Raw genomic sequence first — 8,179 nt, 5'->3', positions numbered from 1 at the left:
CGGGGCAAAGGGGCGCTTTTCGTGGTGGTGAAAAAGTAGGGACGAGGCATTCAAGAAGAATGCCTCGCCCTTACTTGATTTCCCCCTTGGTTTATGCTAAACTAAGTCCAGTTAGATATTTTAACCAAAGGATCTAACTCGGGTTGACCGATGGTTAGGCGTGACAGCTGAATTGATGGTGACAACGAGAAGGGATTTCTGATATAGTTCGAGGCCGATTCCCCTTTCCGTTTTCATCTTTTAAAAGCGAAAAATATGATCTTGGGAGGCGAGATATGATCGATGAGATCATAGGGGTGAGTGAGGCGATAAGGGAAACGCGTGATATGGTAAGGAAGATGGCAGGATCCGATATCGACGTTCTGATCCTCGGAGAGACCGGCGTCGGTAAAGAGCTCGTGGCAAAGACCATCCACAGGATGAGCAGAAGGTCGGCGAAACCGTTTATCCCGATAGACTGCGGCCTTCTACCCAAAACCCTAGCGGAGGAGGAGCTGTTCGGACACGTTAAGGGTTCCTTCACAGGCGCTATCTCCACAAAGGAAGGTCTGGTTCAAACCGCGGACGGAGGGATATGCTTTTTCGACGAGATAGGGGAGCTCAGCCGGAGCTCAGCCTGGAACTTCAGGTGAAGCTCCTGCGGTTTCTTGAGGAGAGAAGCGTGAGGAAAGTGGGATCGAGGAGCTATGAGAGGATCGACGTGAGGGTGATAGCGAGCACAAACAGGGATATCGATGAGATGGTCAGGAGGGGGGAGTTCAGAGAAGACCTCTACTACAGGCTCAGAAAGGCCGTTATCGCAATTCCACCTTTGAGAGAGAGAAAAGAGGATATACCCGTGCTTGTGAGGCATTTCATGAAGGAGCTCAACTGCCCGAAACTCATCACACCCGACGTCATGGCCGCCTTCATGGAATACGACTGGCCGGGGAACGTCAGGGAGCTCAAAAACTGCCTGGAAAGCGCCGTCATCCTCTCTGAGGGGGAGACGATAACCCTTGAGAGCATCCCCGAGAATATCTCAGGGGATTTCCACCTCACAGGGAGAAGATCCGAGAATAGAAAGGTATCCCTCAAGTTCTTTTTGAACGAATATGAGAGGCTTTTGATTGAAAGCGCCCTGAGAAAAGCGGAGGAGAGTAAAAGCAAGGCGGCAAAACTCCTCGGCATAAGCAGACAAAGCCTGCTCTATAAGGTCAAAAAGCTCTCCCCAGAAAGGACGGCACCCTGAGCCGATCGGTCAAAAAATTTTTACGCGGATCCCCGCAAACCCCTGTAAAATCGGGATTTTACGGAAAACCCGCATGAACTCTGAGTTCTCCCGATTTCGGGTCAAAAAATTTTTACGCCTTTCCCTCCAAACCCCCGTAATTCCTGACTTTCCGGATCTGGCACACTTCATGCCATATAGATTATCGGAAACTCGAGGAGGAATCTTGAGGTGAAAATTCTCATCGTCAACCACAACTCCGAGATAGCGGCCGATGTGGTGGAAAAGCTCGTCGATGAGGGGTTCAGCGTCGAGATCATACTGTTTTTCAGACCGGCCCTGAAAAGGATGGCCTCGGGGGATATCGACGTCTCAGTCCTGAGCCTCGACCTTCCAGACGTCTCCGGAGCAGAGGCTGTGAGGATGGCCAAGGAGATAGCCCCTTATACCCCGATAATCGCTCTCGTCAAGGAGACATCGCCGGAGCTTGAGAGAGAGGTAAGGACGATCGGGGTCCTCTACTACTACGTTCTTCCGCTTGAAAAGCCGAGCACGCTCTACAGGGTTATAAAAATAGCTTTAAGGGCGAGGCGCAAATATCTCAGGGAGAAAAGCTTCGCTCTATCAGAGCTTTACTGAAAATAATGATTCGGAAATCCTGAAAGGCGTTCCCTTTCATACGGCGGTAGCCTGTCCGGATGAAGATGAAACGGTGGTTCGTTGTCTATACGAAACCGAAAAAGGAGTGGTGGGCGGAGGATAACATAAATCGGATGGGGTTCGAGACCTTCCTCCCGCGATACGAAAGGATGGGGATGGAGAGACCCCTGTTCCCCCGTTACCTTTTCGTCCGATTCGATCCGGAAGGTGACCCTTCATGGCCCTCTATCCGCTATGCCCGCGGGGTAGTTCGGATCGTGAGCTTCCATGAAAACGGGAGGCCAACCCCCGTTCCTCAAAGGGTGATCGAGGAGATAAAAGGCCGTCAGGACGAGAGAGGTCTGGTGCGTCTGGGGAAACTCCCCTCCGAACCAAAGGAAGGCGACCCGGTCAGGATCATCGACGGCCCGCTCAGAGGACTCGAGGGGATCTTTCTCGAAGATCTCAAGGACGGCGAGAGGGTGATCATCCTGCTCTCCCTTATGGGCAGACAGGTTAAGGTCACCTTGGAGGGAGAACTTCTGGATTCCAGGTGAGATCAAATGCCTCAGACAAACCCACAGACAACAGACCTGAGGGAATACATAAGGATAATCCTGGTTCGTAGATGGGTCATCATCTTCGCCCTCCTCTCAGTGCTTGCCTCAACCCTCTTCTGGCTCCGCAGAGCCACCCCCGTCTACGAGGCTAAAGCCATACTGATGCGGGAGGTAACCCCAAGCCCTGCCCTCTCGCTGCTGGAGCTATCATCGCCGACCACCCCCTCACCCACATCCATCGAAAACCAGAGGCTCATGATAACAAGCAGGCTGGTCCTCGATAGCGTCATCGAAAAGCTGAAAAGCTGTGGAATTCAAACTGATCTGAAAGAGCTGAGAAAGGACATCATCGTCACAGCACACCTCCTGAAGGGATTTTCCTGTATTATCCCTTTTATGCGCTGTGACTTTCAACCTCTACCTCATCTCCAAAACTGTCAGGTAGCTAGATTTGTCGTCATTGATAGTCATTTGTAGTCATTAATGACGGCGAAGCCGATTGGAAAACGTTAAAACGTTGAACGTTGGAACGTTAAACGTTCTAATGACGGCGAAGCCAAATGACTTAATGACTACATCTGCAGTCCGTAGTCTCATACTTGACTTCCCCCTCACCTTATTGATAAAATCACGGGTGGATCAATCCTGTTATTTAGGAAGAATAGAGGGTCATGTGGTGGGTGCTGCTATGACTGACGCGACGGGGGGTATGCGATGAGGGTACCGCTGGCAACGGAAGTGAAAAGGCTGGTCATAGAGCGACTGCCGGATTGGATCGAGGAACACCCAGAACTGCGCCGACGGCTGAGGGAGGCGATAGGGGAGATCCCCCGTCAGCCCTCCAGAAAGATGACTTACGAGGAGTTCCTGAAATGGGCCGACGAGGACACACTGGCCGAGTGGGTGAATGGGGAAGTGGTGACGTACACTCCTGCCTCGGACCGACATCAAGACCTGGTACGGTTCTTGACATCCGTGCTGGGTATTTACGTAGAGGCATATGGCCTGGGCGTGATTCGTCCTGCGCCGTTTCAGATGAAGTTGGAGCATGGACGGGAACCAGACCTGCTCTTTGTGGCCCGGGAGCATCTGGAGCGGTTGAAGGAGACACACTTGGATGGCCCGGCCGACTTGGTAGTGGAGATCGTCTCCCCGGAGAGCGCAGGGCGAGACCGGGGGGAAAAGTTCTATGAGTACGAGCGGGCTGGCATCCCAGAGTATTGGCTGATTGATCCCCAAACGAAGAGGGCAGAGTTCTATCAACTAACGGCGACAGGTCAATATCAGCTTGTGCCGCCTGATGCAGAGGGGATCTATCGTTCAGTGGTGCTGCCCAACTTCAGGTTGCGCGTGAAATGGCTGTGGCAGGAGCCTCTGCCACCGGTGCTGGATGTATTGCGCGAGTTGGGTCTGATTTGAGGGCTCCCAAGCGTAGATGCTTCATTAGGACCATGGGTCACGTAATCCGTGGTCATGCAGTCATACAGGCTTTACGAAATTGGTTGGATGGAAGACGAAGGACGGAGGACAGGAAACGGGAAACCCGGTCCCCGGTCCTGACAACTACATCTGGGCTCTCCGCGACGTCTCCTTCGAGGTCAAACGGGGCGAAGTCGTGGGCATCATTGGCCGCAACGGCGCCGGCAAGACCACGCTACTCACGATCATGTCTTAGGCAAAAGATGCCCAAAGCATGAGCATATATAACACAGATGTGGAGAAGGTTCCGGAGGAGATGGAGTTTATCCGATTATCCGGCACGCAGATGCGAAATCACCTCATGGAGGGGGAGAGGCTCCCGGGATGGCTCGTCAGGCCTGAGGTGGCGGAGATCCTGGCGAGGTCGTATCGTCCTCGTCATGAACAGGGTTTCTGTGTCTGGTTCACCGGGCTGCCCTGTTCGGGCAAATCCACAATTGCGGAGATTCTCGTGGAGCGGCTTATGGAATACGGCCGCCAGGTGACCCTGCTGGATGGGGAATAAGAGCGATCCTGTTATGGGGTGAATTAAGGTGAAGACCTTTACGGTGAGGGAGTTTCACGACTTCATAAGGATCCTAGAGGAGAATCCCGAATGGAAGGCGGAGCTGCGCCGTGTGGTGCTGACAGATGAGCTTCTGAAGCTTCCGGAGATAGTTCGGGAGCTGGTGGAAGCACAACGCAGAACAGAGGAGAGGCTGAATACCCTGACGGCCCGCGTGGACGCCCTGGCAGAGGCACAGCGCAGAACAGAGGAGAGGCTGAATACCCTGACGGCCCGCGTGGACGCCCTGGCAGAGGCGCAGCGCAGAACAGAGGAGAGGCTGAATACCCTGACGGCCCGTGTGGACGCCCTGGCAGAGGCGCAGCGCAGAACAGAGGAGAGGTTGAATGCCCTGACGGCCCGCGTGGACGCCCTGGCAGAGGCGCAGCGCAGAACTGAAGAGAGGCTGAATACCCTGACGGCCCGCGTGGACGCCCTGGCAGAGGCGCAGCGCAGAACAGAGGAGAGGCTGAATGCCCTGACGGCCCGTGTGGACGCCCTGGCAGAGGCGCAGCGCAGAACAGAGGAGAGGTTGAATGCCCTGACGGCCCGTGTGGACGCTCTAGCTGAAGCCCAGAGGAAAACTGAGGAGACTCTCCGCTCCCTGGCAATAGACGTCGCCGAGCTCAAAGGTGATGCGCTGGAAAGACGATACAGGGAAAGACCCTTCGCCTACTTCGGACGCCTCATAAGACGAGCACATACCCTCTCCTCCGACGAGCTTGTGGACCTGATCGACAGAGGGATGAATGAGGGAGTCCTATCCAGAGAGGAGGCCGAGGAGATAGCCTTGACGGATGCGGTTGTGAGAGGAAGACTGTGGGAGGACAGAACGGAGGTGTATCTGGTCGTGGAGGTCTCCTGGGGCGTGGGAAGGTATGATGTTGAGAGGGCATTGAGGAGGGCGGAGATCCTGGGAAAGCTCGGTCTTCGGGCTATTCCGGTTGTGGCGGGCAAGGGGATCATGGAAGACGCAGCCAGGTTGGCCTCCCAGAGAGGGGTGCGTCAGGTGATAGACGGACGTGTGGTGGGTTAGGCGATTTGGTGAATCGGGGTGTCAGGTGTTGGGTTTTAGGCATCACCATGTGGTATAATAAATCACGATATTAAATCAACCTCTGATGGAGGAATCGGTAGTGATGACCTTAGCCCTTGATTTGAAAACATGTGCTTACCTGCTTGATGTTGAGGAGCTACGCGAGTGGTCGCCTTCGGCTCGCTTGCCCACCGTGCCTGGTTTAGCTCGTGGTCAGATATAGACCTGGCTGCCTGGGGAATCCCGCCCGATCAATTCTACCGGGCAGTGGCCGCCGTCACCGGTATCAACTCTGAATTCGAGGTGGACCTGGTGGATCTGGAAGGTTGTCGGCCGGCGGTGCGTCAATTCATCGAACGCGAGGGCATTGCTTAAGCTGGGGGAGCGGATCCGTAGCGAACTCGCTGAACTGGACCGATTGGTCGAATGTGCGCAGGAAGGATGGCGCCGGGCACAGCGGTCAGGTGATGACTTTTACCTGGACAGCGTGGCGTTGAGCCTACATGGCTTCTACGCAGGGTTGGAGCGGCTCTTCGAATTGATTGCCACCATCGTTGATGGCACCATGCCCCGAGGCGCGAACTGGTCAAACGTGGCGAAGTCGTGGGCATCATTAGAGCCGGAGCGGATCGTCCTCTTCGGCTCACGGGCACGAGGAGATGCGGACGAGCATAGCGATTATGACTTGGTGGTCATCAAGCGCACCGACCGCCCTTTCTTGGAAAGATTGCGTGATATGGTGCCCTATCTTGTGAAGTTGGCTCATGCGATGGATATTCTGGTGTATACGCCCGAGGAGTTTGACCGCATGGGCGAAACCGGCCTCGCCTGGGCGATTAAGCGGGAGGGGGTGACGCTGTATGAACGCTCGCCGAGTTGAAGCGCGCCGCTGGCTCCAGCAGGCCCACGCGGACCTTGAGGTAGTGCGCACGTTACGATCGGCGGGGCACCACCCACAGCCTGCTTCTACAGTCAAGCAAGCGCCCTGCGCGAGGCGTATCGGAAGCTCACAGAAGTTTCTCCTTCTTCACCCCTCCAAGCTGGGTCGGGACGTGGATGACCGTCACCGTATCCAGGTTCAGCCCCTCCTCGATGGCCGGGCCGAGCTTATCCGGATCATCTATGTAGACCCCTCTGGCTCCGAGCGCCTGTGCGACCTTATCGAACCTTATCTCGCCTAAGAGACAGGCGGCCCTTCTGTCAGTGGGCTGTCCGTCGGCGACTATACCCCACGCGTTATCGCAGGCCACGACGGCCACATACGGGGTGTTGAACCTGAGCGCCGTCTCTATATCCGCCAGCGTGAACCCCGCGGCACCGTCCCCGCTCAAAAGCAGCACCGGATGATCGGGCCTCGCCATCTTGGCTGCCACCGCTCCGGGGATGCCCCATCCGACCACCCCGCTTATGCCGCAGGTGAGCCAGTGCTCAGGGTGTCTATCGAAAAGGAAGGCATGTGCCCATCTGCCGATGTTGCCGCCGTCGAGAAGGAACGTGACCTCCTGATCCAGAAACCTCTTCAGCTCCCTGCATATCCGGATCGAAGGCAACGGCACAACCTTCTCCCATCCCCGATCCTTCCACTCCTCCATAAGGCTCAGATGTTCGCCTCTGACCTCCTCCAGCCACTCCTCGTTACTCCATTCGATCCCCTTTGCCTCCTCGATCATCGCCCTCAGCACCGACTTTGGGTCTCCCTGTATGCCCACATCCGGCAGCGTAACCCTTCGCAGCTCCGTCCCGTCCAGCTCCACCCTGATGAGCCTATAATCCTCGGGACAGACGGGCGGTCCGCCGTAGGAGAGCCTGTAGTCGAATCTGGCTCCCACCGCCAGGATCACATCGGCCTTGCGGAGCATCCCCAGCCCGCCGATATGTTCCAGGTTGGTTACGCCCACATATTGCGGGATGGCCGAGTTTATGCATCCTCTATCCCACAGGTGTGATAGAACGGGTATGTTCGTGAGCTTTGCGAACTCCACCACCTCCTCGCCCGCGTCGGCATAAAAGGCGCCGCTGCCGACGATCATGAAGGGCCTTTTGGCCGATGCCAGAAGCTTCACCGCATCCCTTATGAGATCCGGATCGCCCTGACAGAACTGCCTCACCTCAGCCTTGAAGGGAGGGCGGGACCTGGGAAGTTTCCCCTCATCCACCTCCGCCGCCAGCACGTCGACGGGCACCGTGAGGTGTACCGGGCCGGGACGGTTTCCTATGGCATGTGCGATCGCCGTGTTCAGGGTCGGCTCCAGCGCGTTGACGTGTGAGATAAGGGCGGAGTATTTGGTGATCGGCGAGACGATAGCGGCCTGATCCAACTCCTGGAAGTGATCCGCGCCGCGGGTTGAAAGCGGGCTACAGCCGCTTATGAGCATCATCGGGCCGCCGTCCCAGAAGGAGTTCGCCACTCCTGTCACGGCGTTGGTGTGGCCCGGCCCGCTGCTGACGGCCACCACGCCGAGTTTCCTGGTCATCCTGCTCCATACATCGGCCATATACGCGGCCGCCTGCTCGTTACGGACGTCGATCAGTTTCACCCCGAGGTCCAGACACGCCTCATAAAACGGATTTAACCCATTGCCGCAGAGGGTGAAGACATGTTCCACCCCCATCTCCTTCAATCTCTTAACCAGAAGCTGAGCTCCGTTCATATCCATACCTCCTGACCTTATATGCGTTATATTCCCTCATCTCAATTCCTTCAGCATAGG

Annotated in this window: 11 protein-coding genes; 10 read left to right on the top strand and 1 reads right to left on the bottom strand. The window is 56.0% G+C overall.

Features of this window, described 5'->3' with window-relative positions; genetic code table 11:
• Positions 1-275 precede the first annotated feature (275 nt).
• From J7M22_03085 to J7M22_03040, 10 genes are all read left to right on the top strand, one after another.
• Positions 276-632 carry a sigma 54-interacting transcriptional regulator gene (locus tag J7M22_03085; protein MCD6505589.1) on the top strand — a complete coding sequence of 119 codons (357 nt, stop codon included), beginning with the start codon at positions 276-278 and terminating at the stop codon, positions 630-632.
• Entirely contained in the window at positions 575-1,231 is a 657-nt protein-coding gene (locus J7M22_03080) for a sigma 54-interacting transcriptional regulator (GenBank protein MCD6505588.1), read from the top strand. The genes J7M22_03085 and J7M22_03080 overlap by 58 nt, the downstream gene beginning before the upstream one ends.
• Before the next feature lie 210 nt (positions 1,232-1,441).
• The gene (locus J7M22_03075) at positions 1,442-1,849 is read left to right on the top strand and encodes a response regulator (protein ID MCD6505587.1); all 408 of its coding nucleotides are present in this window, start codon (positions 1,442-1,444) and stop codon (positions 1,847-1,849) included.
• A 59-nt stretch (positions 1,850-1,908) separates the two neighbouring features.
• Positions 1,909-2,406 carry a transcription/translation regulatory transformer protein RfaH gene (locus J7M22_03070; protein MCD6505586.1) on the top strand — a complete coding sequence of 166 codons (498 nt, stop codon included), beginning with the start codon at positions 1,909-1,911 and terminating at the stop codon, positions 2,404-2,406.
• A gap of 6 nt (positions 2,407-2,412) precedes the next feature.
• On the top strand, positions 2,413-2,886 hold the full coding sequence (locus J7M22_03065) for a hypothetical protein (protein MCD6505585.1): 474 nt from the start codon (positions 2,413-2,415) through the stop codon (positions 2,884-2,886).
• Positions 2,887-3,123: 237 nt separating this feature from the next.
• Complete coding sequence (locus tag J7M22_03060; protein MCD6505584.1) at positions 3,124-3,828, top strand: Uma2 family endonuclease; 705 nt, start codon at positions 3,124-3,126, stop codon at positions 3,826-3,828.
• Between the two features lie 79 nt (positions 3,829-3,907).
• Positions 3,908-4,084: an ATP-binding cassette domain-containing protein gene (locus J7M22_03055; protein MCD6505583.1), complete on the top strand. Its 177-nt coding sequence runs from the start codon at positions 3,908-3,910 to the stop codon at positions 4,082-4,084.
• Between the two features lie 18 nt (positions 4,085-4,102).
• The gene (locus J7M22_03050; GenBank protein ID MCD6505582.1) at positions 4,103-4,393 is read left to right on the top strand and encodes an adenylyl-sulfate kinase; all 291 of its coding nucleotides are present in this window, start codon (positions 4,103-4,105) and stop codon (positions 4,391-4,393) included.
• A 28-nt stretch (positions 4,394-4,421) separates the two neighbouring features.
• Positions 4,422-5,468, top strand: a complete 1,047-nt coding sequence (locus J7M22_03045) for a hypothetical protein (protein MCD6505581.1) — start codon at positions 4,422-4,424, stop codon at positions 5,466-5,468.
• 367 nt (positions 5,469-5,835) lie between these two features.
• Entirely contained in the window at positions 5,836-6,348 is a 513-nt protein-coding gene (locus tag J7M22_03040) for a nucleotidyltransferase domain-containing protein (protein MCD6505580.1), read from the top strand.
• Positions 6,349-6,475: 127 nt separating this feature from the next.
• On the opposite strand, the gene J7M22_03035 is transcribed toward J7M22_03040, so the two are convergent.
• Positions 6,476-8,119 (bottom strand): thiamine pyrophosphate-binding protein, encoded by a 1,644-nt coding sequence (locus tag J7M22_03035; GenBank protein ID MCD6505579.1) that lies wholly within the window; start codon positions 8,117-8,119, stop codon positions 6,476-6,478.
• Positions 8,120-8,179: the final 60 nt, after the last annotated feature.

Source organism: Candidatus Poribacteria bacterium (genome assembly GCA_021162805.1).
Classification (GTDB): Bacteria; Poribacteria; WGA-4E; order B28-G17; family B28-G17; genus JAGGXZ01.
The sequence above is the reverse complement of the archived record's forward strand: the minus strand, read 5'-3'. Positions and strand labels throughout refer to the sequence as shown.